Genomic DNA, 26,368 nt, shown 5'->3' on the forward strand with positions numbered 1-26,368 from the left:
CCTGGTTTAGATCTGTTCTGTTTCGAGCGAGTAATAGCAGACTTTATTTCGGCCGCCGCGTTTAGCTTGATACAGGGCTTTATCTGCTTGTTCTAGTAATAACATTGGATGTTCATCACTGTCGATAATCGTTTCACTAATACCGATACTGACTGTGACAGGGATCGTGTGTTCATTATGAACTATGACGAGTTCGCTAATAGCTTGGCGAATTTGCTCTGCAACTAGCAGAGCTCCCTCTATATCTGTGCAAGGTAAAATAATAGCAAATTCTTCACCACCAAAACGTGATACCAGATCCGTTGGACGCTTTACATATTCCGATAGGGTATTTGCAATCGTTTTTATAGTGTGGTCGCCACTAAGATGTCCATACTGATCATTAATATTTTTAAATTTATCGATATCAAGCATTAACAATGACATCGGTGTTTGCTGGCGACGACTAATACGCCCCTCGGCAATGAGGCGGCGATCAAAAGCGCTACGGTTCTTTACGCCAGTAAGACTGTCGATAGTATTTTGTTCTGTGAGTTTTTGATTAACGTCATTGAGTTCGCGTAAGGTAATCTCTAACTCAAGGGTACGCTCTTGTACCATCTGTTCCAACTTTTCACTGTTTTCTGCTTCATTACGTAGGGCTTCTTCGCGGGTTTCGCGTAGCTTTTGGGCTTGTTCTAATGTCTGTTTTTGGAACTCAAACTTAGCTTTGCGTTCATCGTTATAACGCAATGCGAGCACTGCAGCCATGGTGATAACCTCAAATGTGAGCCCTATCATTATTGGTATCAGTGGCGATAAATCGACCGTAATGAGACCGAGATAAATGAGTCCTGTAATGATACAGCCAATCATTAATCCCATACGACCAATGGCATATAAAGGTGCATTACGTTGGCCGCTAAAAGCCTGGATTAATGAGAAAGCCATTAAGATTGTACTGATAGTTAATACCACGAATGCTAGGATATACAGTGCAGAACTGTAGTTCATAAATGGCATAATGATCGTTAACCCAAAACTAATTACAGCCATAATCCGACAAATACGCAACATTTTCAGGTTATGATATTTGAGTTGTAATACTTTTTCTGTAAACATTAATGAAAACCCCAGAGTTAATGGGATAATAATAATGAAAATATATTGCTGTACAATGGGCCATTGAGGCCACAAATAGCGAAATGATACCCCATGTATTGTTGCTGTGAGTATGGTTAGTCCTAGTACATAGCCGCAGTAATAACTGTAGCTATAAGATGCAGAAGCAAGTGCAATAAATAAACTGAATAAGCAAATAGCGAGTAGCAAGCCTATTTGCATGCCACTAAATAAGTTCTTAGTTTCGGTGAGTTGAGTGAGGTCGTTAGATGACCACAGTACCAGCGGTAAACTGATACTACCTTTGTTGTCTATTTTGATATAAAAAGTATGTGTGTCACCGGGCTCGAAATTGACAGGGTATAAAAAAATATTGCTTTGTAATGGCCGTTGCTTGAACGGTAACGTGTCGCCCATTATTTCAGTACTGACCAATTCCCCATTAATCAGGTGGTATATTTTTACACTGTCGAGCAAAGGATTATCTAAGGCAATAATCCGGGATAGATAGTCTTTGGGGGTAAATATACTAAAACTCACCCAATAGTTTTTAATCCCTATTTGATAGGGTTGATCTGTACTGAGTTTTTTCCAGGTGTTTTCTGGTTGTTGTAACAATCCACTTAGGGTTTCAATATCGTTATTTTGATTAGCATATACCCAGTCTTGTAATTCAATTTTGGTTATGGAGTCTGATGTGAGTCTAAGCGGTGTTGGAGAGAGTGTCTCTGCCCAACTACTTTGACTGATTAACAATAAAAAAAGTCCAATAATAACGCTAAAATGAGACTGGCTTAGCTGTTGTAAATAACGATTCATCATGAGCCATTACTCATATTGAGGTGCGCTGGTAATTGGAAAAAATCGCAACTATTTTGATAACATTGTTGCGCTAAAAGTTCTGGAGATTGCTGACGTAAATTTGCCATATACTCAACAATATAAGGTAAATATTGAGGCAAGTTTTTACTCGATTTAGGTTTAGGTCGCATACTGCGTGGTAATAAGTAAGGGCTATCTGTTTCAGCCATTATACGGTTATTGGGGATTAATGGGACTAGCTGTGCTAATGCTTGACCTCGGCGTTCATCACAAATCCAGCCGGTAATACCTATATATAAATCAGCGTCTAAACATTCAATTAACTCATCTTTACTGCCTGTAAAGCAGTGGAGTAAGGCATTGGTAAGCTGAGGTCGATATTCATTAACAATCGCAATAAAGTCATCATGTGCTTCACGACAATGCATAAGCACTGGCATATTGAGCTCACAAGCCAGCTCCAATTGTGCTGCAAATGCTTTTCTTTGCACTGGGCGTGGTGAAAAATCGCGATTGTAATCAAGCCCACATTCACCAATAGCAACCACAGAGGATTGCCGAGCAAGTTGTGTTAAACGAATTTTGCTGTGTTGATCCCAAGATGATGCATGATGTGGGTGAACACCGGTGGTGCAGTAGAGTTGTTGTGGGTATTGTTGGCTGGTGGATACAACTTCGGCACTTTCATCAAGATCGCTACCAATAACAATTAACGGCGAAACATGGTGTTTCGCCGCATCATTGATAATAGCGTCAATGTCGTGCTTAAGCCTTTCACTAAGCAGATTGACTGCAATGTCTATGTACTGAGTCATATAATGGTAATTAAAGTAATGAGGCTACTTTAATCGTTTAACTCGAGTCGTTGCATTACGCTCATCGCTACCTAATAAAAATGAGTTTAGTGCACCCGTTTTAATAAATATGCGCTGACCCTTCTTAATTTTATAGTACTTTGAACTGCTTTGTTTCCACACTTGGCCATTATTGAGTGTGATAATAAATGCGCCAAGAGCATCTTTCTTTATGCTAACAACTTCAGAGTAAATTTTATCAACTTCATCCTCTATTACTTTCCTCTGTAAGCCAAAATCCTCAACGCTTAGTGCTTGAGGACTTGCTACCACAGCCGATGGCGCTGCTGGCGTAGTAGGTCTTGGTGCTACAGATGGAGTAATCTTTGTCGGGCTCGCAGTTGTCATAATATGCGCACTAGGTTTAGCATTAGCAGCTAAGGCGTCATAACAAGTTAATCGCACAGTTTTGTCCGTTTTAGCGGCACATATAGACAGTTGCTGGCCAAGATTAGTATTGGCATATGCATTAGCTGACATCAATATGATCCCAGCAGCAATTAAACTTAAGCGCATTGGCTCTTCCTTATTATTTTATTTTTAACCTGCAGAGACTTCTTTTATCGCTTAATTTTCAGCTTGTTCATTCTCTGGCTCATCTTCTTTTTTGCTATAAAAGCGTGCGGCGATTAATCCACCTTCAAACAATAACAGCATTGGTATTGCTAGCATAGTCTGCGAGATGATATCAGGTGGTGTGAGCACCATGCCAACAACAAAAGCACCGACAACAATATAAGGACGTTTTTGGCGTAACTCATCAGGTGTGGTTACACCAGCCCAGCAGAGCAAAACCACTGCCACAGGAATTTCAAATGCTAAACCAAAAGCAAAAAATAGTTTTAAAATAAAACTTAAATAACTGCTGATATCGGTAGCTACTTGGACACCTTCAGGGACTACGCTGGTAAAAAATCCAAATACGACTGGGAAAACAATATAGTAGGCAAAAGCAATTCCGAGGTAAAACAGCAGGGTACTGCTGGCTAATAAAGGTACTACTAAGCGCTTTTCATGTTTGTATAACCCTGGGGCAACAAACGACCATACTTGATAAAGTACGTAGGGAATAGCAATGAAGAAGGCTAATACCAGTGTTAATTTGAACGGTGCAAAAAAGGGCGCAGCAACGTCGGTTGCAATCATGCTGCCTGTTGCAGGCAGCGATCGCATTAACGGTAAGGCGATGTAGTGATAAATATCGTTAGCCCAATACACAATAGTAATGAATACGAGTAACACGCTGCCAATAGCTTTAAGCAATTTATTACGTAATTCAAGCAAATGGCTAATAAGCGGTTGCTGTTGCGACATGGATTATCCGTTTGATTTAGGGGTTGAACTGCTTTCGCTGGTCACTTCAGTTGACTTAACTTCTGCGACAGGGGCCGGTGTATCAGATGATTTTGTTGGAGCGACAGATGGTGTGTCTTCAACCTTATAAGGTCGATTTACAGACTCAGCAGCTTTCTTCAATTGATCAATTGATTCTTGTAGCTCTGGCGATAAGTTAGCTAAACCTTTGCTTTCAGCTTTTTTTAAATCAGCATGTAGCTGATCAATCTTAAGCTCTTGTTCAAGTTCATCTTTGACAGAGTTAGCCATGCGCTTAAGCGCACGGATCCAACCTGTTATTGAACGTACTGCAACCGGAAGTCTTTCGGGGCCTAGAACTACTAGCCCCAAAATACCGATCAGCAGCAGCTCCATAAAGCCGATACCGTCAAACATAATAAATTACGCCTGTTTATCTTTAGATTCAGGTTGCTTTTCTTCAGCCTGTTGCGAAGTCGCTGCTGTCTGGTCTTTATCTTTGTCTTCTAATGTTTTACTTTCATCTTCTGGCGTCATGGCGTTTTTAAAGCCTTTTACAGCTCCACCTAAATCACCGCCCAAAGAACGTAATTTTTTAGTTCCAAATAATAGAATGACAATTAACGCTACGATTAGAAGCTGCCAAATACTGATGCCGCCCATGAAGATTATCCTCTTTAAATAAAAAATGGTTTTTGTAAAAAAGTTATTTCAAAATCCACAATACCACCCAATTCTTTAAGTATTATGAACGTCTCATAAATTAGTGCTAGCTAAAATTTACGATTCTTTGGCCTAGATCGCCATCCTACCGCCCAAATCACTATGCCAACACCAATACAGGTATACGCTGGCCATAGTGTAACTATTTGAGTAAATAAAATTGTGCCACAGATCAATAATACTGCAGAAGTGATCAGTAGATAATTGCTCTTATGAGATTTCTGTTGATATCTCAGATACTTATCTAGCATTTGCTGTTGAGTGCCAAGTAATTTACGACCTAATTTTAAGTTGTCATAAATCAGCTCAGGAAACTCGGGTAGTTTATCTGCCCAAAACGGTGCATTTGATTTTACCTTGTTGAACATAGCTTTAGGACCAACTTGTTCAGACATCCAGTTTTCTAAGAACGGTTTTGCCGTTTGCCACAAATCTAATTGTGGGTATAACTGGCGGCCTAGGCCTTCAATGTACAATAAGGTTTTTTCCAGTAGAACCAACTGGGGTTGGACCACTATGTCAAAGTGACGCGCGGTTCTAAACAGTTCTAGCAGTACATGGCCAAATGAAATTTCATCCAGTGGTTTATTAAACATGGGTTCACATACCACTTTTACGGCTTGCTCAAAAGCAATAATATCGGTGTGTTCCGAGACCCAGCCAGACTCAATATACAGCTGAGCAATCCGGTGATAATCACGATTAAAAAAGGCTAAAAAGTTTTCTGCAAGGTAGCGTTTATCCACCTCGGTTAAGGTGCCCATAATGCCGCAGTCTAGACCTATATAGAATGGGTCGTCTGGATGTTCACGACTGATAAAGATGTTACCAGGATGCATGTCGGCATGGAAAAAATTATCACGAAATACTTGCGTAAAAAACAGTTCTACGCCGCGCTCAGCAAGCAGTTTAAAGTTGGTGCCTTGGGCGCGTAGCGCTTCAGTATCAGAGACGGGGATACCGTAAATCCGCTCCATAACCATTAATCGTTGGTAACTGTGTTCTTCGTAAACAAAAGGCACATACAGTGAGTTAGAGTCGATAAAATTATTGCGCAGCTTTATGGCATTAAGCGCTTCAAGTTTGAGATTTAGCTCGCCTAAAATAGTCGTTTGATAATCTTCAATCACTTCTGCAGGACGTAAGCGATTACCTTCACCGAGTATTGCTTCGAGTATATTAGCTGTTTGGGTCATTAACTGTAAGTCAGCTAAAATTTGCTGTTCGACATTAGGCCGCAATACTTTAAGCACAACTTCTTTGCCGTTAGATTTTAAAATGGCGGTATGAACTTGTGAAATAGAAGCCGATGCTAATGGGATATCGTTAAAATCATCAAAATAGGTAGTGATAGGAGCGCCAAGCTCAGCTTCAATGGCTTCACGCGCTAAAGCGGAGTCAAACGGTGGCACTCGGTCTTGTAACATCGCTAATTGGTAAGCCCATTCGTCGTCAAGTAAGTCACGACGAGTCGACAACATTTGCCCTAGTTTGATGTATACCGGTCCTAAATCTTGCATTGCCAGTTTTAGGCGTTCGGCAGCGGATTTATTTTTATGTTTATTGCGGATCCAAAATAAACTATTACGCAGGATTGAGAAATACCAAGGCTTTTTGTGTCGAGGAATTAAGTCATCTAGACCAAAATGTAAAATGGTTTTAATGACATGGTAACCACGCCTGATACTTGCAGTTGTCATTGAGGTATTTTATCTCTTAATTGGGCTATCTTGGCTTCGATACGATCAGTTTGGCTAACCAGTTCATCCAGATTATCACGAAAATGCAGCCATTCAACTTTATGTGGTGCTAGGCGATATTCTTCAGTAGTTAACTGGCTGATGTGCGCGCGTGTTTTCTGGAAAACCTGCTTAATATCGAGGCTGAATTGTTTGGCACTAGTGACTATTTTATGTGTTGGAGCATCACCTATGTAACGTGATAATGGCTCGGCAAAATCAACATGAATGTGCTGTAAATAGTGGCTTAACGATTGTAATAATTGAATATCGCCTTGTAAACTGAGCTTATCTTGTTTGATGAGCTCAGTTAAATTGGCACCTTCTGTTAACTGATATAAGGTCGACACATCAGCCCGCACGGTTACCGCAATGTCACCTTCATAATGGCTGAGCACTTGAAGTTGCTTAGCAAACACTAAATAAATAGGCCAGTTTAATTGACTCAGCTGAATACAAAATACTTTGCCGTGCAATGATTTCTGCCGTGCATAGTCATTTTTAGCCTGTGCTGGCAGCTTGTTAAAAGCAGTTTCAATTGCGGCACAAGTTAACAAAGCAAAGTGATTGGGTAACATTAGAACTTATAACCTCTATGCAATGCGACAACGCCATCAGTCATATTGGTGTAGTCAACTTGCTCAAATCCAGCATCAACCATCATCTGCTTAAGTGTTTCTTGATCTGGGTGCATACGAATTGATTCGGCTAGGTATTCATAGCTGTCAGCATCTTTGGTAATGAGCGCACCCATTTTTGGCAATACTTTAAAGCTGTACATATCGTACACTTTACGCATTAATTCATGTTTAGGTGTTGAGAACTCAAGTACTAATAGTTTTCCGCCTGGTTTTAATACCCGCAGCATTGAGCGCAATGCGGCATCTTTGTCAGTTACATTACGCAATCCAAAAGCGATAGTGATGATATCAAAATGGTTATCTGGAAACGGCAGTGCTTCAGCATTTGCTTGTACATAACTGACATTATTGACGATGCCTTTATCTCGTAATTTGGTGCGACCTACTTTGAGCATCGAATCATTAATATCAGCAAGTACCACTTGACCACGATCGCCGACTAAGTGTGAAAACTTAGCTGTAAGATCACCCGTTCCGCCAGCTAAATCAAGTACTTTCATACCAGGTCTTGCAGCCGCTACTTCAATAGTGTGGCGCTTCCAAAAACGGTGAACGCCAAAAGACATCACATCATTCATAATGTCGTATTTTGCTGCCACAGAATGAAACACGTCAGCGACTAAGTCTGCTTTTTTATCGGCTTCGACAGTTTTATATCCAAAATGAGTGTTTTTTGGTTCGCCTTCAGACATTGGTATATTCCTATAATGTGCGATTATTAATAGCAAGTGTATGCCATTGCGAATGATTGCTGAAATGCTGCGATGCGAGAGTGTGACAACAATCAATTAGTTGTCTTACCTTGCACCTAATCTGCATTCCACATCAACTTGAACACAGCAATGAACTTCGCGTCAATTAGCCCTACTAAATATCAGCGATTAAGGCTAAAAATTTGCCCTGCATTAGAGCATAAAATTAGTGTTTAATGAATAGCTGCTACTGATTCTAATTCAGACGGGTTAATCGTCCCTGAAGATAAGCATAAATTAACTCACTGAGACCTTGGCCAGCATCGCGATAACCCGCTTCTACTCCTGCGTGATGACATGCTGGGGCTGTTTCTGCAAAGTGGACGTAACGGCATGAACAATGCTTAGCGATGTAATGCACATAATGACAAGCATCAAGTAGCGGAATACCTGCAAATGTAGCCGCGCTGCTGGGCATATTAGCAATCGAGTCGACATCAAGTTCTAATGCTACTGGCAGTTGAGCTTGATTTAATGATGTTGCAATTTGTTTTAATGCAGCCTCAAGTGGTAGTTCACGACGAACCCAGATTTGTTGCAAGCTGTGCCATGTAGCGCCAAATAGGCTCAATTGTTCTAGGGTAGCTTCACTGTTTTTTAGCTCATGCAATCCCAAAATATGATAATGGTCGAGGGCGCCATTGGCAGCGGCATAACTAAAGCCATTACCACTGTGGCGACCTTCTCGAAGCCTAAAATCACTGTGTGGGTCAAGGTTAACTGCAGCAACTGGCAAGCCTGTAACGGCTTTCGTCGCCATTAATAAGCCATAAGCATTGTTGTGGCCGCCGCCTATTACGATAGGTTCTAACCCTGCTTGCATTATTTCACTGATAGCAGTAATGACGATGTCATCTAGTTGCGCGGTTGCGAGACGCAATTGTTCTACGGTAGCGGTTGTTGGTAACGATGTATCGAGACTAATTTGGCCTAAAATGGCACATTCGTTACCATTAAGAAATCGATTGGACTGTAAATTGATCAACTGTTTCATGCTAGCGATAAAAGCATCATCAGCCCCGCCTCGTCCGAGGTTAGCCCGTGGCCCCACATCTTCTGCAATGGCAATAATGGCAAACTGGGCGCCACTAGATTTGGCCTGTTGGGCATTTTGCGCTAATGACAGTTCAGCAGATGCCAGATAAACCTGTTGGCCTATTTTGGTTTCATTAAGGCGGACGGTTAATAGTGTATCGCAGTGTTGCTGGGTAAATGCGCTAAACATGATGGTTCTCCAAATCACATAGGCAAAAAACCTGAAAATCTAAGGTGCAGAGTGTCATTATCGGTTTGCGTTCTAATTCTAGTCTTGTTCTCGCCCCAAAATGCTAGTTATTGCTTACATTTTAGACGACGAGATGGGCCGATGATGGACTCTCAAAAGCGGTTTTTAGACGCCAACCACCGGTAACCATTTTAGGCGTAGAATAACTAAAGCATGCAAATGATCATCTTGCCTGACAATTAAGCCATTCTCGCTGAACTAAGCCTATTGAGATAGCTATACCCAAGCTATAAAAAAACCAGCATAGCTGGTTTTTAAATTAGTTTGTAAAGTAATAGTTTGCCAGTTTGTTAAAAAGCTAACCCTACCATAGAGTTACTATTCAATATCTAGTGGTTCTGGAGACAAAATTACGCCAGTGTTATCGGCATAGATATGGTCACCCGGTAAGAAGGTCACGCCACCAAAATTTACTGGAATTTCAATTTCGCCTATTCCGTTACTTTCAGCGCCAACAGGGATCGAAGCCAGCGCTTGAATACCAATATCAAGTTCTTCAAGGGCATCAACGTCACGCACTGAACCGTAAATGAGAATGCCTTCCCAGTTATTGGCAACAGCAAGTTCAGCAATTCTGGCATCAAGCAGAGCCCGTCTTAATGAGCCACCGCCATCAACAAGCAATACTTTACCTTCACCATCTTCTTCTAAGGCTTCAGCAATCAGACCATTGTCTTCAAAACACTTAATTGTACTGATTGAGCCACCGAAGGAGCTGCAACCACCGTAGTTACTGAACATTGGTTCGACGACATCGACGACATCTATATACATGTCGCACAGTTCTGAGGTGTTGTATTCCATATTTCACTCCTGTTGGACAGCAAAGGTAAATTGCTGGGTAAAGCAAAGTTAAATGAATTATATGAGCTTTTTATGAAAATAAAAGCCTTATCAATCACTCGATTGTTATAAATCAACTTATGGTGTTACATATGCCTAAATAACGGATTAGCCTAAATAGAGAACAGGGATCAAATTTGGAAGTAATTTTCTTTCAAATTGAACCAATTAGTCGATATATGTTGATTTAGGTCATCCTAATACGTTTTTTAATTACATTTTTGTTCAACATTTTGTTAGCATATTGGCAGATTAATTAATGTTAGTTTACAAAATAATGCTAGCTTTAGGGGCAAGGAATCCTCGTTACGCTTACGGAAGGCAGAGAGCCTGAAACAGAGGTTCTTATGGAAAATATCAATATTATTGAAGTCTTAGGGTATGCCGCATCAGTTATGGTCGCTATTTCTTTGATGATGAAAGACATCGTTTTATTAAGATGTTTAAATTTTCTCGGTTGTTCTTTCTTTGTTGCTTACGGGTATTCAATCGAAGCGTGGCCAGTGGCAGGCATGAATGCCTTTGTCGCCTGTATTAATATTTATCACTTAGTGAAGATTTATCGTAATAAAAGCGAACAGCCGCAAACAGCATAACGTTTGTTAAAGTGAGTTTAATTACCTGACGATAATCAGAATTTAAATGTCCCTTCATACTTGTATGAGGGGATTTTTTTTATAACGGTTCTATTCATCTGTCAATCATTTCAATGGGGTTGCTTGCTTTTTATGGTTCAAAAATTAAGTATAAGTACTACTTCATTTCTGTTGTCATAAAACCTTAGGCTAACTGTCACCTCGTGTTCATTACCCCTGTCTATTATCTAAACTGTTAACAAATACGTAACTTTAGTCGGATGAATATTACAAAAATAATATTGCCGACGTTTGGCATGGAGTCAAGCATGAAGACAAGTATCAGTCAGCTAGATAAATATTGGTTTTATTGGATTGTGCAATTTAGCCGAGATAACTGCTTGAGTAAGGCTGCAAAGCAAATATCTGCAACCGCTGATGGGCATTATTATGTTTATTTATCGGTCGCATTATTGTTTTTTCATCCAAATGGACAGCATTTTTTTAATTTAGTGCTCGGCAGTTTTATGGTTGAATTTCCGTTGTATTTGTTGCTCAAAAATAGCATTCGCCGTCACCGTCCTTGTCATGCTTTAGCTGAGTTTGACTCAGGCTTTGAACCGTTGGATAAATTTAGCTTACCTTCAGGACACACTGCTGGTGCATTTGTGTTTGCGAGCGTGATCAATGTGGTATTTCCTGTTTTGGCTCCAATTGTCTTTGCTTGGGCTTGTTTTGTTGGCACATCACGTATTGCCCTTGGTGTGCACTATCCTTTAGACATTATAGCTGGAACTCTACTGGGGATGGGATCGGTATTACTTGTCGAACAACTCATATTGTAACCGCTCATACAGTGATAAGTGTTGCGTGTTTCAATCTTGATAATTCAGCCATGGAGGAAGGTAAGTCGATATGAAAATTTTGTACGGAGTTCAAGGCACAGGGAATGGTCATATTAGCCGTGCACGCTTAATGTCTAAAGCGCTTAAACAGCACAATATCGATGTTGATTTTTTATTTTCAGGTCGGACACCTCAATATTATTTTGATATGCAATGTTTTGGCGATTATCAGACCCGTGCAGGCATGACATTCGTCACCAAAAATGGTCGCGTTAATACGGTAAAAACGGCCAGGTATAATTTACAAACGCCAATATTATCTGAGATAAAGCAGTTAGATTTAAGCGGTTATGACCTGGTTTTGAACGATTTTGAGCCCGTTAGTGCATGGGCAGCTAAACAACAGCGTGTACCATCAATCGCTATTAGTCATCAGGCTGCATTACAATATCCTGTGCCTAAACAGGGTCATAGTTGGTTTAACGAGTTTTTACTCAAACATTTTGCCCCGGTTGATATTGCTTTAGGTTGTCATTGGCATCACTTTGGTTTTCCTATTTTACCGCCTTTTGTTGAGGTGTCGCCCAATGGTGGGGATCATAGTCATCAAATTTTAGTTTATTTACCGTTTGAGGATGCCGACAGTATTGCAGCATTTTTAGCACCGTTCGATCAATACCATTTTTTTGTTTACCATAGCACTCAACCCTTACAAGGATTCGCAGGGCATATTCATTGGCATGGCTTTGATCGTGAAGGTTTTAAACAGCATATGGCGCATTGTGGTGGGGTTATTGGTAATGCAGGTTTTGAGTTAGCCAGTGAAGCGATGACATTAGGTAAAAAACTATTAGTGAAACCCTTATTGGGGCAGTTTGAACAATCGGCTAATGTTGCTGCGTTACAACTACTTGCCGCAGCAGAAAGTATGCAAACGTTAGATTTTGGAGTGCTTAAGCGTTGGTTAAAAAGCCCATCACCTAAACCTATAGCGTATCCGCAAGTCGGCGATGCATTGGTGGAGTGGTTAAAAATGGGCGATTGGCATCAGCCGCAAGATTTATGTCAACATTTATGGTCGCAAGTTGAGCTGCCTGAAAACTGGCGCAAACGGCAATAACGTTAGATATATTAAAGTAATCTGCATTTAAAAGTGCGTAAATAAACGCACTTTTATTGACCGTTTTAACTAAGGAAGACGTTGGTATAGGAGTTCTAGAAGCTCATCTTCTAATTCGAAACGAGATTCCATCGCTTGTACTAAATGCGATAAATCGTTGTCGAGTTGATACAGTACTTGCTCGTCTACAGCATCGGTATATTTATCATTAAAATCTAATGCCGTGTCTGTACTTTCACTGATCATGGGGAGTAAAGCATTAGCGGTTTCTATACTCGCTTCACCAAACTTCTCACAGGCTTTAACAACGCTGTTGTATACCTCAAAGTGACCTTCAGAAACATAATCAACTAATTGAGCACAAAATTGTTTCACTTGAGCCATGCTTGGAAGTGACTTTTCACCGCGAGAATAAGGGGCTAAGCCTGCAACGATAAAATATTGGATCAATAACTTGCGACGATGATTAACCCACTGATCGATTAAATTATGAGAACCGCCCCAGCGCTTTTCTGCTTTTTCTAGTTTTGTTAGCATGTGTTTTCTCTAATTGGCAGCCTTTCTGTGATAACTAATGTATTGGACAAAGTGTATTACGATCAACTGTTTTATTTAGTTTTATGTGAATCAATAGAATAAGTGACTACTCAATTGAAATGCCAACCAGATGCTGAGTTGTGGATTGACTTAAGCATAATCAGTATTCGTTAAGGCCATAGCGACCTGTAGATTATTATTGAATTGAAACCATAAAAAACCCCGTGATGGAGACCATCACGGGGTAACGAAGTTTTCAAAGGCTCGATGTGTCGGGCTTCTTGATTGTTCTTGCTAGCGCACACTTTTTATACCAAACCCCATAACTTGACGCAACTTTTAATCCGTTAAATTGCGATTTAAATATCAGTGCTGTGTGTTTTGTGAGCAGCAGAGCAATTGTGTTAATAAAATTGGCATAAGATTTAGGAATAGCTCACATAAATCCTGCATCAGTGGTTACATTAATCGCGTAAGTGCTAAACTAACGCCCAGCAGAAATCATAACAGTCTAGGAACAAAGTCCACATGGCAGAATTAAAGAATGATCGTTATTTACGTGCGTTATTAAAGCAACCAGTTGATGTCACTCCAGTATGGATGATGCGTCAAGCGGGACGTTATTTACCTGAGTATAAAGAAGTTCGTGCTCAAGCAGGTGACTTTATGTCTTTATGCCGTAATGCTGAACTTGCTTGTGAAGTCACTTTACAGCCATTACGTCGTTATGATTTAGATGCTGCGATTTTATTCTCAGATATCCTTACGGTGCCAGATGCAATGGGCCTAGGTTTGTATTTTGAAGAGGGCGAAGGTCCACGTTTTCAACGTCCGACAGACACTATCGATGCCATTAAAAAATTATGTATTCCTGATCCAGAAGATGAACTTGGCTATGTAATGCGTGCTGTGAGCACCATTCGTCGTGAGTTAAATGGTTCAGTGCCATTAATCGGTTTCTCTGGTTCACCTTGGACGTTAGCGACTTACATGGTTGAAGGCGGTTCAAGCAAAACATTCGAAAAAATCAAGCGTATGGCGTATGCAGAACCTGCTGCATTGCATATGTTATTAGATAAGTTAGCCGACTCAGTGGTGTTATACCTAAACGCTCAAGTGGCTAACGGCGCGCAATCGTTAATGATATTCGACTCGTGGGGCGGTGCGTTATCCCATCACGCTTATCGTGAATTCTCATTACGTTACATGCAAAAAATTGTTGATGGCTTAACTCGTTTTGCCGACGGCCGTAAAGTGCCGGTTACCTTGTTCACTAAAGGTGGTGGTTTATGGCTAGAGTCTATGGCTGAAACGGGTTGTGATGCATTAGGTTTAGACTGGACTGTTGATATTGGTGATGCTCGTCGTCGCGTAGGCCATAAAGTGGCCTTACAAGGCAACATGGACCCATCAATGTTGTATGCTACGCCAGAGCGTATTCATCAAGAAGTGGATCAAATTCTAGCGAGTTACGGTGAAGGTACTGGCCATGTATTTAACTTAGGTCATGGAATTCATCAACATGTTGATCCTGAGCATGCTGGTGCATTTATCAATTCTGTGCATGAGTTGTCAGGTAAATACCACAAGTAATTCAGTGGTATTGGCTAACAAAAGCGAGCCTTCGGGTTCGCTTTTTTGTTGATCGTTTTTTGTTTTTTAACTTTTAATGTGAGCAGTTAGTGTTCTATTTTTCTATTTTACGTCTTTCCGGTAATGCTTGTGAGCCGGAATCCAGCTGTTTTTTATGATTTTGATTTAGGTTTTATGACCTGCGGCCACTAACGTCGTGGCGCTTCACCCACACCAGACCAAGAGGAAACCAACGGCTGCTCCCTCTTGGAACTCCCAGCCGCCCCGCAACATTTTCGCTATTTACAAAACAATAGCTGCGAAAAGTCGCCATGGGGATTGATCCAGCTTTTGACTTCATCTTTAACCGTCTTCGGCCTTATTCGAAAATGCTAACGCTTTCGATGGTACATCCTGTACCGCGAAAGCTAAGCTCACATCCATGTGTGCTTCACGCTATTTTCTTCAACGGCCTCAAGTTCAGAGTTGAATTTAGGCATTTTTAATCAAGGCATCTAACTCATTTATGGACAAAACCTTGTTAGAACGATTAATCAATTTATATTTTTTCAGATAAGGTTTTGTACTGAAAACTTCTGAGTAAGTGGTAAAATTCACAGCTCCACTTCACAATTGCACAGGCTATTGTTCACAACTGATACCTTCTACTGGTGAGCACGGCAGACTCTGCTGGTTAAATTGCCTTCTTCAGCGCAACAAAAAGCCCCAATGATTGGGCCTAATTTAGGAGTGAATAAGTTAACAACATTAAACGCGACCTAAATTCGATTGGTCATACCTGTCCTGATAAGTTTTCTCTATTGGTTTTTTACACATTCACTAACAATAACTCCATAATTAGATATGTCTTTTCGCACTCTTAAGAAAATATTCCAATTCCCCTTTATTACTTTTGCTATTCCTTTTACAACCTCACCACAAGAAATATCCAACCCACCACTCTCCTTTAGGGCTACATAGCTTCCAAGCCTAATTGATTTCTGATAGAGCTCTTTTGCTTTAGTTAAATTAGGTTGAACACCATGCCCGTAACGATAAATACGAGCTAACATCAATGTGGCTACTAGTCCGTCCATATTCGCAGCTTTCAAATACAACTGTTTTGATTTTATGTAGTCTTGATCCACACCTACCCCGAAAAAGTAAAGCCTTCCAAGAGCTGTATAAGCATACATGTCATCACTTAAATCAATCGCTTTTTTATAAAATGTAGCCGCTTTTGAAAAGTCTTGTTCAATAGTCGCTGTTGATGGCATTTCATACAGCCGCCCTATTTCAACCAACGCCTCATCAATTCCATTTTTAGCCATACTTTTATATAGATAAATAGCTTGGTCGTATTTATTTTCACTCACCAGACGTATTGCATCATCCCATAAAGACAGTTCATCATACTCTGGATGCATTATAGAGCCCTCTTCAGTTTATTCTTCCCCCAACACCAGATATTGAAACACATTAATGATATGGGGAAAAGTAAGCCAAATGAAGTTCTACTGAACTGAGTGGGTAATCGGCCCTAACATTGAAAGCGGCAAAAACGTGTTGGTATATTGACGTTAAAATGGATAAATTCAACTCTGAACTTGAGGCCGTTGAAGAAAATAGCGTGAAGCACACATGGCCTTTCACGTATATCCATATACTCCAAGGCATTCAGGCATCCTGCCTATCAGATGTGAGCTTAGCTTTCGAGGTACAGGATGTACCGATCGGAAGCGTTAGCATTTTCACTTTTTATTAATAAGATGGACCGAAGAACACCAAAGCGAAGTTAAAAGCTGGATCTATTTCCGTCGCAATTTTTTTGCTGCTGTTTGGTTAAATAGCGAAAATGTTGCCGGAACGGCAGGGGTGATCCAAGAGGGGATTGCTGTTGATCCCCTTTTGGCCCGTGCAGGGTGGAACCTTGCGACGTTAGTGGCAGCAGGCCATATTGTTAACTTACAGTAGCTCAAATTTTTGTAAGAACTTAGTTCTAATTCTTCTGTTTAGATATAATTGATTTTGTTTATCATGAAGTTTAATGATAAACAAAACTGAATAAGTACCATTGAGGCCACGAATCAAATCGCTGAACATTTGCGCTTCAAAAATGAGATTAACTTTTACTCACCAGCTCTATCTTAAACTCACTCCCTACACCTGGTTGGCTGTCAATTTCAATTCGGCATTTTAATAAACCTAATAATTGCCTGACGATGGCGAGTCCGACGCCGAGTTGTGGCAGACTTTGATTCGCTTCAAATGACAGAGTGGTCATCGACAATTGTTTCAAGGCGTCAACTTCATGCTTGTGCATGCCTGCGCCTGTGTCGCGCACGGTTAACCATTGTTGGTTATTGTGGAGTACATTGACGATTTGTATCTTGCCGCCAGCAGGGGTGTAGCGCAGGGCGTTGTCGACTAAGTTATTGAGTATGCGGCGCATTAACGTGGGGTCGGTATAAATTTGGCTTGTATGATTGATGTCAAAATCTAATTGAACCCCGAGTTTTTTGGCGCGTGGGGTAAAAGTTTGTTCAATATCGCTTAGCAATTCACTTAAGTTAACTTGCTGAAGTTGGGCGTCTATTTGGCCATTTTCGAGGGCGGCTAATTCTAATAACTGTGCCAATAACTGTTGTAAGGTTTGGCCGGAGTTTGCAGCATATTGGATCAGTGCTTCGTCGCGCTCATTTTCGGGCAAAATAAGCCAGGTATCGATATAACCTAACAGTGCCGTAAGTGGGGTTTTTAAGTCATGGGACAAATGCAGTAAAAAGTCATGTTTTGCTTGTTGCTGACGTTTAACTTGCTGTTGCTGCAGTTGGATTTCTTGTAGCAAATGATTGATATGATGGCTGAGTTGGCTTATTTCTAAACTGCCACGATAACGTTGCGGTAGCATCAAGGTGTCTGACATTGGGGTATTTTTTAAGTCAGTTAAATCTTGCGCTAACTTTTGAATTGGGCGGGTAAAGTAGCGCAGTAATATGACAAACAACACGAGCGCAAACAGTATCCAAAAGCCGATAGTGGCACCCCATATTTTAGGCTGGTTTTCAGCGTTAATCAGTGCTTGCCAGCTGTCGTAATCTTCGCCACCAATAATCACGTACAAATAGCCGCTGTGAAGCCCATCTTTGGTGACAAGTTTACTGGCGGAAAAAATCTTGTGGGTATCTTCGCTGCGTGGGTCGGTGCCAAGTACTGGCAGGTTTTCGCCTGCTAAAAACTGCCCAATAATAGCGGTATCAACACGATGAGTTTTAATTTTTTCTTCTTTGGCATCATAGGCGATGACTTTGCCATCGGGATCTAAGGTGTAAATTTCAAAGCTTGGACCTAGCAGCATAAAGTCATGAAAGGCTTCTTTAAGCGCCGCGTCTGACGTGATCCCTTGCGATAATAAAGGGTTGATGTGCGCCATGTGTTCAGCAAGTTGTAAGTGCAGTGATTGCTGAATTTGGTTACGGCTAAATTCATGGTTAAGTTGTAGCCATTGCCATAGCGCCACAAACAGTAATAACACGATGATTGTGGATGCTAAAAACAACCGATTAAATAAGCGATTCATTAGTGGGTTTGCACCTCTGGTGGTGAAAATTTATAGCCCACGCCCCAGACTGTTTTAACTAAGTCATGTTCTGGTGAACACAATGATAGCTTGTTGCGTAAACGATTAATGTGGCTATTAACTGTGTGTTCGTAACCGTCGTAGTTGTAACCCCATACCGCTTCTAGCAGTTGCATGCGGCTAAAGACTTGTAGCGGATGTTTGGCTAAAAATAGCAGTAAATCAAACTCGCGGGCGGTAAGGGTTAATGCTTGATTAAAGGCAGTGACCTCCCGAGTGCTGGAGTTAATCGTTACGCCGTTAAATTCAATTTGTTGGATTTGTTCATTTTGAGCTTTGCCGCGTCTTAATAATGCTTTTACTCGGGCACGCAGTTCTAATACGCTAAAGGGTTTTACTAGGTAATCGTCGGCACCTGCTTCTAAGCCTAACACCACATCTGCTTCTGAATCTTTGGCGGTTAATAGCATTAGCGGCACTTCTTTACCCGCTTGGCGTAATTGCTCGCACAGCATAATACCGTCGCCGTCGGGTAGCATTCGGTCCATTAAAATGAGGTCGAGTTTTTTATGTTCGATTATGTGCATGGCTTGCTTCAAGGTTGTGGCGTGATCGACGCTATAGTTGAGGGCTTTGAGGTTAAGGATGATCAATTTAGCTAAGTCTTGTTCGTCTTCTACCAGCAAAATATGTTGCGGGCTGACATGGCCGTTATGTTTAGTAGTTCCATTCATGGTGACTTCCTTAAAGCAAATCCAGTAGTTGCATTAATACTTAGACCTGCTTTAAGGAGAATAAATTTCAATATGTTTAAAATTGATTCAGTCGACATGATGACATTGTGATTATTGAGTACGCATAATTGTTACTGCTAACACAGGGTTATCAAAGCGGTGTGATGCACCCAGTACTGAGTCATCTAGACCGTCGTACATTGAAATCACCCCTGGATGAATATGAACAAAGTCGACATCATCACGGCTAGCATTAAAGCCTTCGCCGCCATCAGCAGGTCCTGGCATAGTGCCTTTTGCTTCGCTGTTGGCTTCAGTGCCAGCATCATAAGCCATAAATTTCATCGCTTTTGATGCATCAACCTGCATATCTGCAATGGCGTAACTATTAATACCGGTAAAGGCATCGTTAGTGTTAACCAACATGGTCGCTAAGCTAATGCTTGCAACGTCGGCTTCAGCTAAGGTTAACGTGAGGGTTTCACTTGCGCCGGGCATTAACATACCAGCTCCGTTAACACTGCTGTTAATAACACTTAATGCAGCAATATCTGCGGTATCACCGCCTTCGGCCATTTTTTCAATGGCGACACTGGCCATTTCACCGGCATTCCATAACATGGCATCGCTAGCATGAGAGGCCAAAATAACTGGCGACATAGGTTGATTGGCTGTCAGGTTGGTGACGGTAACCGTAAAGGTTTGCATCACTGGCGCTGGCGGTGTTACTTCAACAGTGTCGTTATCGTCATCACTACAAGCTGTTAATAGTGTTGCAGCAGCCAACATGGCAAGTAAACTGGGCTTAAAACGTAAGTCAGTGCGTTTCATGGGCTACCTCCTTATTTTACTGTTACCACAACTTTGGCAACAGGATTCAACCAACGATGTACGCGGCTGTCTAAATCACTCATTCCACCAGCAGGGTCCATATCACCTAATACACCAGGGTGAGTATGTATGTTGCTGTTTTCGCTGTTATCCATCACACCAGCAGCATTCATGCCGCCGTCGCCACCGGGTGCAGCAGGAATACCCGGTACACCAGACATGCCGCCGCCATTAATGATTTCATCATTGGCTTCGGTACCGGCATCGTAAGCATTCACATATAGGGTGTAGGTGCCTGCTTCAGTAGGAATTTTCCAACCGTCTAATCCCATAAAGGCATCGTTAGTCGGTAATACCATCGCAACAACAGACAAATGAGTGTTATCGCCCGTATCTAACATCACATCGCTAACACTTGCGCCAGCAGCTAGTAAGCCCATGGCTGGGTTAGCCGATGTTACACCTGCATTGCCCGTTACTGCTGTGTTTAAGTCAGCGATGTCACCGCCCTCAGCCATTTTTTGTAATGCTGCTGATGCTTCGGTACCCACTTGAAAAAGATGACTGTCAGCATCGTGCGCTGCGATCAAAATAGGGGTAAAGTGATTTCCGTGAGTTAAATTTGTCACGCTGACTTCAATATTAGCCGCGAATGTTGGTAAGCTGAATAATCCAGCAGCCATAAGACTTGCAGTCACTAATGTACGTTTCATAACCGAGCTCCTTTTGTTTAATTGCAATCATTATGACAACGGGATCTCACCTAGTTATCGCCAAATTATCACAAAAGTTTAACATCGTTAACTTAGCGATAATAACGTGTGATATGGTGTGCTAAAACCAACAATAATAAACATTGATTATGATTAGACAACTGACTCACGCTGACTTTGACGCAGTGATCAACTTAGGTGAAATTGTTCACGGCAGTGGCTATATGGATTTGGCTGAACTGACGGCGATTTATCACAAAGGCATTAAAAATGGCATAAATGCCAATTTTGTTGCCATAGAAAATGAACAACTTATTGGCTTTCGGTTAACGTATGCCGCAGGGCAATGGCCGCAAGATCAGTGGTGCACCGTTGATCAGTGGGGCGTAGCATTTGAGGATGTGTGTTATTTCAAATCAAACACCATTGCTGAATCAGCTCGTGGCCAAGGGCTTGGCGGGGAATTATTAGCGGCATCTAAGGCAGCGGTTATTGCTCAAGGCGCTAAAGCTGGGGTGAGCCATTTATGGCAACAAAGCCCTAATAATGCGGCTGTGCGTTACTTTACTAAAGCGGGCGGTCAATTAATTAAGCAACATCCGCAACGCTGGCACCAACGCTATATGGGCGAAGATTACATTTGCGTGTTATGCGGGGAAGATTGCCATTGTGATGCCTGTGAAATGCTATTGGTTTTTTAGTCGGATTTACTCATTTTAATATAATAAGAAGCGCAATATGTACGATCCATTGGTTAACTCTTATCCTAACAAGCAAACCTTTGCTCCCAGTTACTGGGCCAGCACCCAAGCATTACCTGCGCCGAATAAGCCGCTATCGGGTCGACAACAAACCGATGTGGCTATTATTGGTGGCGGCTACACTGGCTTGTTAACCGCATACTATTTAGCCACCGAGTTTAATATCGATTGCCAGGTATTAGAGGCTAATCAGGTCGGTTTTGGTGCTAGCGCTCGCAATGCCGGTTTTGTATTAAAAGGTTCGGGCCGGTTAGGCTATGCCGCCATGACTCAGCGCTGGGATTTAGCCACCACCAAAGGTATTTATGATGAATTTACCCAAGCGGTAGCCAGAGTTGATGGCTTAATCAAACAGCATAATATTGCCTGTGAGCCGCAAGAAGCAGGGTATTTAAAAGTCGCTCATAATCCCAAGGCGCTAGTGTCATTGCAAAACGCTGCTAATTATATTCAGCAACACTTGGCCGGTAGCCAAGATTCAGACGCTGAGTTTATTTCAAGCCAAGACTTTCGGGCGCACTATTTAGATCATCATCAAGCTTATGGCGCGCTGCGTTTAAAAGACGGTTTTGGTTTAAACCCGCTTAAGCTACTGCTTGGTTATAAGTCGATGGTGCAGGCTCAAGGTGTGACCATTTCTGAACAGTCGTGTGTGCTAGATTGGATTGAAGAGGATGGCAAGCATCGTTTAATCACCGACCAGGGCGAGTTGATTGCTAATAAGGTCATTATGGCGGGTAACGCTTATACGCCTAAACGGTTTAATCAGCGCATAGACGATAAGTTTTTGCCGATATTAAGCAATGTAATTGTCACCGAGCAGCTTACCGCACAAGAGCTTGCTGAGGCGGGTTTGCATACCCACCAAGTGACCATGGATACTCGTATTTTAAAATACTACTACCGATTATTGCCCGACAACCGTTTATTGTTTGGTGGTCGCGGGGCGGTGTGGGGCAAAGATGCTGCTAATCCCGTTTATGGCGAGCGTTTAAAAATGGCGTTAAATAAGTGCTTTCCAAGCTTAACCCGTAAAGAGATTGCATATAATTGGACCGGATGGATTGCCGCAGCGATGGACGATATGCCCCATGTGTATAGCAAAGGTGGCGTGGGTTACAGTTTAGGATATTGCGGTGCGGGTGTGTCGTTTAGTAGCCAGGCGGCATATCGATTAGCACAAAGCATTGCGGGTGAAATTTTACCTAACTTGCCTATATATCAACAACCACTACCTAAATTCCCCTTTACCCAAGCAAGACGCCTTGGGCAATGGGGTTATTATCATTATGGCTGGTTAAAAGACCGTTTTGGTTAATCGCCTATTGCTAGATTAAAAGGCGATGTATTAGTTAACCGACAACTTCGCCTGTGCTTATTTTAGTTTCGTCTAACGGCTCAATTTTAAAATTAAAATAAGCATAAGATGCACTAATAAATGGACAGACTAAGTTAAAGAATGCGTAGGGCAGGTATGCAATAGTGGCTACGCCTAATGTGCTGGCCATAAAGGCACCACAGGTGTTCCAAGGTACTAACGGGCTAGTTACCGTAGCCGAATCTTCTAAGGCACGACTTAAATTAACCGCAGCCAACTTACGACGTGTGTATTCTACTTTTAACATTCTGCCGGGTAATACAATGGCAATGTATTGGTCTGCGGTAATGATGTTCGCGCCAATACATACCCCTAGGGTGGTAATAATCAAACTAGCAGTACCGGTTACTACAGTTAAAATACTTTCTAAAATACGGCTTAATAATCCTGTCACTTCCATTACGCCGCCAAACGCCATGGCGCAAAGAATAAGCCACACAGTGGTCACCATACTGCTCATGCCGCCACGACTTAATAGGTTATCTAATACGGCATCACCTGTGTTGGCGACATAGCCGTCAAACATGGCTATCCAGATACCTTTGACGAGGGCGACAATGGGTAACAAGGTGTCGTCGTGCACAAAGGCTATTACGTTATCAAACTGAAATAATGCCGCGCAAATTGCACCTGCCAAAGTGCCTAATATTACTGTGGGAAATGCGGGCATTCTGCGATTCGCTAAATATAACACCACCAATAAAGGAATTAATAAATGCATTCCTGGGTTATAGGTAGAATCCAGTAACGCTAGCGTGTCTGTTAGTTGGTTTTCAATTGGTACAGCATCAGCGGTAAGGCCTAAAAAGGTAAAGCCGATAAGGGCGATAATAATGCTGGGGACTGTGGTCCAGGTCATGTGGCGGATATGGCTAAAAATATCAGTACCGGCAACAGCTGGTGCAAGGTTGGTGGTGTCCGACATTGGCGACATTTTGTCACCAAAATAAGCGCCGCTAATAATAGCGCCGGCAGTAATGTTGACATCTAATCCCATAGCAGACGAAATACCCACTAAGGCAATACCAAGTGTTCCAGCCACAGTCCAAGAGCTACCGATACTGAGCGCAACAACCGCACATAATAAGCAACAAGCAGTATAGAAGTAGTCTGGATTAAGGATTTGCATACCATAGTAAATCATTGTCGGAACCGTACCGGCTAAAATCCAGGTGCCGATGAGTGAACCTACACTGAATAAGATCAGCAATGCGCCAGTGGCAACGCCAATACTTTTTACAATGCCGCGCTCCATTTGATTCCAGCTATAACCATTCTTATAACCGATGATCATTGCTATACACGCCGCTAATACTAATGCGATTTGGTTGGCACCAGATGAGCTGTCTGACGAAAACAGATAAACGGCTGCCGCGAGCATAATAATAAGCGCAAAAACAGGGATAAGTGCATCGAGTAAAGTGGGTTTTTTGTGCTCGGGTGAAAACTGATTTGTTGGCGCCGATTGAGACATACTGCTTCCTTTGTTGTTATTATTTTTGACCAATATCTCATTCGTGTGAGTTGGCTAAGTGTTATCATAATAGGTTGTTAACTTATCTGTAACAGAAGCTTATCCTGACATAAAAATGCCTGTTAAGTCGAACATTGTTAGGCTTGGGGGATTATTTTTTGATAGGGATGTCGCTATAGCTTTTGAGCAGTATGCTTGGTTAATTACTTTGGGTGGTTATATATGTTAGATATGTCAATTGATATGAATAAATAGCCGCTGAGGATATCTGGTGTGACCAGGAATATCCTCATAGAAACGTGTAGGTTTGGTCGGCCGATGGGCACAATACATCGCCATTGGTTAGTCAGTTATACAGATTATTTATTTAAATGGTCAATAATGGCCTTTTCTGCATCTGCTTTAGTGGCTGTACCTTCAGCAATATTAATTTTATCTAGGGCTTTATGGCCTGTCATATCTTCTGCAATATGTAACCAATCAGGATGCCAATAGAAAGAGGTTCCTGAAAAAGTATCCCAATTGTGCACTCCCGATTTTTCACCCTGATAAATCAGGTCGCTGCTATTAAATTTCATTTAATCCTCCAATAATCATTACGATTAGGTTATATAAAGTATTAGGGTAAAGTATTAGGAATTCGACAGACTAAAAATATAACCCAATTCCTTTCCATCTATTAGGTTGCGCCTTGATATGAGTTATTTTTGTGATCTGAGTCAATAAATGGCAGATTATTAATAATCTAAACGGTAATTAATCTTTGAAGCAACATTCTAATAATTAAAAAATCCTTGTGATGGCAACATCACAAGGATTTTTGACGAACTAAAAGTGAATTAACACTATTATCCTTTAGTTTGCTCACGGGCAATGGCGCGATAAGCTATATCGGTACGAAAATACACATCATCCCAGTGGATAGTATTAACTAATGCGTAAGCTGCTTGCTGCGCTTGGGTGACTGTGTTGCCTAAAGCAGTGGCACATAATACGCGGCCACCGTTAGTGACAGCATGGCCATCTTTTATACGAGTACCAGCATGGAACACTTTACCGTTGGTGTCGCCAAGGGTTAGGCCGTCAATCACATCGCCTTTGTTATACGCATCAGGATAACCACTGGCTGCCATTACCACGCCAACCGCTGCACGAGGATCAAACTCTGCAGTGACTTTATCTAACTCACCACGAGTGGCAGCTAAGCAAAGCTCAACAATATCAGACTGTAAGCGCATCATGATTGGCTGCGTTTCTGGGTCGCCAAAGCGGCAGTTATACTCAAGAACTTTGGCGCTGCCATCAGGTGAAATCATTAGGCCTGCGTATAAAAAGCCTGTGTAGACGTTGCCTTCAGCGGCCATACCATCAACGGTTGGGCGAATAACATGAGCGATAGTCCAGTCATGTACTGCTTGAGTCACTACTGGCGCAGGTGAATATGCCCCCATTCCACCAGTGTTAGGGCCGTAATCGCCGTTGTCACGTGCTTTATGGTCTTGGCTGGTGGCCATTGCTAAGATATTTTTGCCGTCTACCATCACGATAAAGCTGGCTTCTTCGCCTTTTAAAAATTCTTCAATCACCACGCGAGAACCCGCATCACCAAACTTATTGCCAGCGAGCATATCGTCAATCGCGGCATCCGCTTCTGCTTGGTCTGCGGCAATAATCACGCCTTTACCCGCCGCTAAGCCGTCGGCTTTAATCACCACTGGAAAACCTGTTTTAGCGGTTAATGTTGCCGCATAAGCTTTAGCCGGTGCAATTTCAGTGAAGTTTGAGTAATCAGCCGTTGGAATATTGTGACGGGCTAAAAAATCTTTAGTAAAAGCTTTTGAAGACTCAAGCTGCGCTGCGCCTTTTGTAGGACCAAAAATGGCTAAACCAGCTGCATTAAAGGCATCAACTACGCCTAGTGATAATGGCACTTCTGGGCCGACAATCGTAATCGCAATGGCATTGTCTTTAGCAAACGCGACTAAAGCGTCAATTTGCTCAACATCTATGGCCACGTTTTCTAATTTGGGTTCTAAGGCTGTGCCAGCATTACCGGGGGCGACAAACACTTTGCTAACTTGAGCAGACTGAGCCGCTTTCCAAGCTAGAGCATGTTCACGACCGCCACCACCAATGATAAGTACCTGCATCTTTATTCCTTTTATAGCTGCGCT

At 41.9% G+C, this 26,368-nt stretch carries 26 protein-coding genes; 6 read left to right on the forward strand and 20 right to left on the reverse strand.

Going from position 1 to position 26,368, the window contains the following annotated elements:
- Window positions 1-6: 6 nt before the first annotated feature.
- From EGC82_RS03850 to rraA, 11 genes are all read right to left on the reverse strand, one after another.
- Complete coding sequence (locus EGC82_RS03850) at window positions 7-1,923, reverse strand: sensor domain-containing diguanylate cyclase (RefSeq protein WP_244212531.1); 1,917 nt, start codon at window positions 1,921-1,923, stop codon at window positions 7-9.
- Window positions 1,920-2,738: a TatD family hydrolase gene (locus EGC82_RS03855; protein ID WP_124729581.1), complete on the reverse strand. Its 819-nt coding sequence runs from the start codon at window positions 2,736-2,738 to the stop codon at window positions 1,920-1,922. Before EGC82_RS03855 ends, EGC82_RS03850 begins: the two co-directional genes overlap by 4 nt.
- Window positions 2,739-2,762: 24 nt before the next feature.
- Window positions 2,763-3,293, reverse strand: a complete 531-nt coding sequence (locus EGC82_RS03860; RefSeq protein WP_124729582.1) for a hypothetical protein — start codon at window positions 3,291-3,293, stop codon at window positions 2,763-2,765.
- A 51-nt stretch (window positions 3,294-3,344) separates the two neighbouring features.
- Window positions 3,345-4,091, reverse strand: coding sequence for a twin-arginine translocase subunit TatC (tatC, locus tag EGC82_RS03865; protein ID WP_124729583.1), 747 nt, complete (start codon window positions 4,089-4,091; stop codon window positions 3,345-3,347).
- Window positions 4,092-4,094: 3 nt separating this feature from the next.
- A complete protein-coding gene (gene tatB / locus EGC82_RS03870) occupies window positions 4,095-4,508 on the reverse strand; it encodes a Sec-independent protein translocase protein TatB (RefSeq protein WP_124729584.1) in 414 nt (137 codons plus the stop codon).
- A 6-nt stretch (window positions 4,509-4,514) separates the two neighbouring features.
- Window positions 4,515-4,754 (reverse strand): Sec-independent protein translocase subunit TatA, encoded by a 240-nt coding sequence (tatA, locus tag EGC82_RS03875; RefSeq protein ID WP_124729585.1) that lies wholly within the window; start codon window positions 4,752-4,754, stop codon window positions 4,515-4,517.
- Between the two features lie 110 nt (window positions 4,755-4,864).
- Window positions 4,865-6,514, reverse strand: coding sequence for a ubiquinone biosynthesis regulatory protein kinase UbiB (gene ubiB, locus EGC82_RS03880; RefSeq protein WP_124729586.1), 1,650 nt, complete (start codon window positions 6,512-6,514; stop codon window positions 4,865-4,867).
- Complete coding sequence (locus EGC82_RS03885) at window positions 6,511-7,131, reverse strand: ubiquinone biosynthesis accessory factor UbiJ (RefSeq protein ID WP_124729587.1); 621 nt, start codon at window positions 7,129-7,131, stop codon at window positions 6,511-6,513. Before EGC82_RS03885 ends, ubiB begins: the two co-directional genes overlap by 4 nt.
- Window positions 7,131-7,886, reverse strand: a complete 756-nt coding sequence (ubiE, locus tag EGC82_RS03890; protein WP_124729588.1) for a bifunctional demethylmenaquinone methyltransferase/2-methoxy-6-polyprenyl-1,4-benzoquinol methylase UbiE — start codon at window positions 7,884-7,886, stop codon at window positions 7,131-7,133. Before ubiE ends, EGC82_RS03885 begins: the two co-directional genes overlap by 1 nt.
- A 256-nt stretch (window positions 7,887-8,142) precedes the next feature.
- On the reverse strand, window positions 8,143-9,171 hold the full coding sequence (locus EGC82_RS03895) for a formimidoylglutamase (RefSeq protein ID WP_124729589.1): 1,029 nt from the start codon (window positions 9,169-9,171) through the stop codon (window positions 8,143-8,145).
- A gap of 378 nt (window positions 9,172-9,549) precedes the next feature.
- A complete protein-coding gene (gene rraA, locus EGC82_RS03900) occupies window positions 9,550-10,035 on the reverse strand; it encodes a ribonuclease E activity regulator RraA (RefSeq protein WP_124729590.1) in 486 nt (161 codons plus the stop codon).
- Between the two features lie 386 nt (window positions 10,036-10,421).
- Here rraA and EGC82_RS03905 point away from each other — a divergent pair, with 386 nt between their 5' ends.
- From EGC82_RS03905 to EGC82_RS03915, 3 genes are all read left to right on the forward strand, one after another.
- A complete protein-coding gene (locus tag EGC82_RS03905; RefSeq protein ID WP_124729591.1) occupies window positions 10,422-10,670 on the forward strand; it encodes a YgjV family protein in 249 nt (82 codons plus the stop codon).
- A 308-nt stretch (window positions 10,671-10,978) separates the two neighbouring features.
- On the forward strand, window positions 10,979-11,494 hold the full coding sequence (locus EGC82_RS03910; RefSeq protein ID WP_124729592.1) for a phosphatase PAP2 family protein: 516 nt from the start codon (window positions 10,979-10,981) through the stop codon (window positions 11,492-11,494).
- A gap of 70 nt (window positions 11,495-11,564) precedes the next feature.
- Window positions 11,565-12,614: an MJ1255/VC2487 family glycosyltransferase gene (locus tag EGC82_RS03915; RefSeq protein WP_124729593.1), complete on the forward strand. Its 1,050-nt coding sequence runs from the start codon at window positions 11,565-11,567 to the stop codon at window positions 12,612-12,614.
- A gap of 69 nt (window positions 12,615-12,683) precedes the next feature.
- Here EGC82_RS03915 and rsd read toward each other — a convergent pair whose 3' ends face one another.
- Window positions 12,684-13,151, reverse strand: coding sequence for a sigma D regulator (gene rsd / locus EGC82_RS03920; RefSeq protein ID WP_124729594.1), 468 nt, complete (start codon window positions 13,149-13,151; stop codon window positions 12,684-12,686).
- A 528-nt stretch (window positions 13,152-13,679) separates the two neighbouring features.
- Between rsd and hemE the strand changes: the two genes are divergently transcribed.
- On the forward strand, window positions 13,680-14,744 hold the full coding sequence (gene hemE, locus EGC82_RS03925) for a uroporphyrinogen decarboxylase (protein ID WP_124729595.1): 1,065 nt from the start codon (window positions 13,680-13,682) through the stop codon (window positions 14,742-14,744).
- A 797-nt stretch (window positions 14,745-15,541) separates the two neighbouring features.
- Here hemE and EGC82_RS03930 read toward each other — a convergent pair.
- From EGC82_RS03930 to EGC82_RS03950, 5 genes are all read right to left on the reverse strand, one after another.
- Complete coding sequence (locus EGC82_RS03930) at window positions 15,542-16,150, reverse strand: tetratricopeptide repeat protein (RefSeq protein ID WP_124729596.1); 609 nt, start codon at window positions 16,148-16,150, stop codon at window positions 15,542-15,544.
- Window positions 16,151-16,845: 695 nt separating this feature from the next.
- Entirely contained in the window at window positions 16,846-18,303 is a 1,458-nt protein-coding gene (locus EGC82_RS03935; protein WP_124729597.1) for a sensor histidine kinase, read from the reverse strand.
- Complete coding sequence (locus tag EGC82_RS03940; protein WP_124729598.1) at window positions 18,303-19,037, reverse strand: response regulator transcription factor; 735 nt, start codon at window positions 19,035-19,037, stop codon at window positions 18,303-18,305. The genes EGC82_RS03935 and EGC82_RS03940 overlap by 1 nt, the downstream gene beginning before the upstream one ends.
- A 111-nt stretch (window positions 19,038-19,148) precedes the next feature.
- Complete coding sequence (locus tag EGC82_RS03945) at window positions 19,149-19,868, reverse strand: spondin domain-containing protein (protein ID WP_124729599.1); 720 nt, start codon at window positions 19,866-19,868, stop codon at window positions 19,149-19,151.
- An 11-nt stretch (window positions 19,869-19,879) separates the two neighbouring features.
- Window positions 19,880-20,581 carry a spondin domain-containing protein gene (locus tag EGC82_RS03950; protein ID WP_124729600.1) on the reverse strand — a complete coding sequence of 234 codons (702 nt, stop codon included), beginning with the start codon at window positions 20,579-20,581 and terminating at the stop codon, window positions 19,880-19,882.
- 149 nt (window positions 20,582-20,730) lie between these two features.
- On the opposite strand from EGC82_RS03950, the gene EGC82_RS03955 reads away from it, so the two are divergent.
- Window positions 20,731-21,282: a GNAT family N-acetyltransferase gene (locus EGC82_RS03955; RefSeq protein WP_164839084.1), complete on the forward strand. Its 552-nt coding sequence runs from the start codon at window positions 20,731-20,733 to the stop codon at window positions 21,280-21,282.
- A gap of 37 nt (window positions 21,283-21,319) precedes the next feature.
- Entirely contained in the window at window positions 21,320-22,660 is a 1,341-nt protein-coding gene (locus EGC82_RS03960; RefSeq protein ID WP_124729602.1) for an NAD(P)/FAD-dependent oxidoreductase, read from the forward strand.
- Between the two features lie 34 nt (window positions 22,661-22,694).
- Here EGC82_RS03960 and nhaC read toward each other — a convergent pair whose 3' ends face one another.
- From nhaC to purD, 3 genes are all read right to left on the reverse strand, one after another.
- Window positions 22,695-24,194 carry a Na+/H+ antiporter NhaC gene (nhaC, locus tag EGC82_RS03965; RefSeq protein ID WP_124729603.1) on the reverse strand — a complete coding sequence of 500 codons (1,500 nt, stop codon included), beginning with the start codon at window positions 24,192-24,194 and terminating at the stop codon, window positions 22,695-22,697.
- 359 nt (window positions 24,195-24,553) lie between these two features.
- Window positions 24,554-24,772, reverse strand: coding sequence for a hypothetical protein (locus EGC82_RS03970; protein ID WP_124729604.1), 219 nt, complete (start codon window positions 24,770-24,772; stop codon window positions 24,554-24,556).
- Between the two features lie 270 nt (window positions 24,773-25,042).
- A complete protein-coding gene (purD, locus tag EGC82_RS03975; RefSeq protein WP_124729605.1) occupies window positions 25,043-26,344 on the reverse strand; it encodes a phosphoribosylamine--glycine ligase in 1,302 nt (433 codons plus the stop codon).
- Between the last annotated feature and the right edge of the window lie 24 nt (window positions 26,345-26,368).

The organism is Shewanella livingstonensis (assembly GCF_003855395.1).
Taxonomy (GTDB): Bacteria; Pseudomonadota; Gammaproteobacteria; order Enterobacterales; family Shewanellaceae; genus Shewanella; species Shewanella livingstonensis.